Origin of the sequence: Putridiphycobacter roseus, assembly GCF_003234935.1 — a bacterium.
GTDB classification, from domain to species: domain Bacteria; phylum Bacteroidota; class Bacteroidia; order Flavobacteriales_D; family Crocinitomicaceae; genus Putridiphycobacter; species Putridiphycobacter roseus.
The window spans coordinates 1-1393 of sequence record NZ_QKSB01000047.1 but is presented as its reverse complement, the minus strand read 5'-3'; the positions used below and the strand labels follow the sequence as shown (position 1 = coordinate 1393).

The following is a 1393-nucleotide window of genomic DNA, read 5'->3' as shown; positions in this document are numbered from 1 at the left end:
TGTCACGTCCTGAAATAGCGATACACTAAAACAGTAGTGTAATGAAAACATCAGAAAACATGGGGTATGTGAAACGTTCCCAAAAAGACTATTCGCTTTCTTTTAAACTTCAAGTAGTTCAAGAAATTGAATCCGGTCAACTAGAAAGATTAGAAGCATGCCACAAATATGGTATCCAAGCTCGATCTACCATCACGCAATGGTTAAGAAAATATGGTAACTTTGATTGGAATAATTTATCTAAATTAACTGTGGCTAAAACACCTGAACAGAAAATACTTGAACTAGAAGCTAAGGTCAAGCTCCTGGAAAAGCAGAAAGCTAGAGCTGAACATCTGGCTGATCGTGCAGACAAGAAGGTTATCATCTTTGATATGCTAGTGGATATGGCTGAAAAGGAATATGATATTCAAATCAGAAAAAATTACAAACCCGAGTTATCAAATGCTTCAAAGAAGAACAAAAAGAGACAATAATCTCTTCCTGTGAACTACTCGGGGTGAATAGACAGGTATATTACAGATCTATAAAATCTAAGAAACACAAACAATTAATAGCCCTGCAGGTTATTGATTTAGTATACTCAATAAGGAATTTAATGCCTAGACTAGGCACAAGAAAGCTATATCATATGCTCAGATTTGAACTGGGTAAAATCAATGTTGGGAGAGATAAATTATTTAAAATATTAAAAGTGAATAATATGCTGATAACACCTAAAAAGAGCTACCATATAACAACCGATTCACATCATAGGTTCAGAAAGCATAAAAACATTGTAAGTAATCTTGAATTTGAGCATCCAGAACAAGTGTGGGTAAGCGACATAACTTATACTGGGAATAGAAAAAACCCTTCTTATCTTGCGCTTGTTACAGATGCTTATTCGAAAAGAATAATGGGATATGATGTTTCAGCAAGCTTAGAAATGGAAGGTTCGATAAGGGCTCTTGAAATGGCTTTTAAAAATAGAAACTATAGAGACAGACCGTTGATACACCATTCAGATAGAGGATTACAATACTGCTCGAATGAATATCAAAAGATATTGAAAAACAAATTTGTAAGTACAAGTATGACTGAAAAATATGACCCATACGAAAACGCTATCGCTGAACGCGTAAATGGAGTTTTAAAACAAGAATTTTCAATTGCAGCTTACAACAATGACTTGTCAACGAAAAAAAAATTAGTTAAAGATGCCATCAATATTTACAATACAGTCAGACCACATTTATCAAACCAAATGCTAACACCAAATCAAATGCACAAACAATCTAAGTTGAAAAGAAAAACGTATAAATCAAAAAAGCTGAACAATGATATCATTGTTCAGCTTTAATTAATAAATTTAATCCTTTAATAATCTGTATCGATTATTTAGGACTAGACA

The 1393-nt window shown here is 33.0% G+C and carries 2 protein-coding genes; both read left to right on the top strand.

From position 1 onward, the window contains the following. The first annotated feature begins 41 nt into the window (after positions 1-41). Positions 42-476: a helix-turn-helix domain-containing protein gene (locus DNU06_RS17960; protein WP_199399039.1), complete on the top strand. Its 435-nt coding sequence runs from the start codon at positions 42-44 to the stop codon at positions 474-476. 23 nt (positions 477-499) lie between these two features. Further along, a complete protein-coding gene (locus tag DNU06_RS17420; protein ID WP_233503071.1) occupies positions 500-1342 on the top strand; it encodes an IS3 family transposase in 843 nt (280 codons plus the stop codon). The last annotated feature ends 51 nt before the right edge of the window (positions 1343-1393 follow it).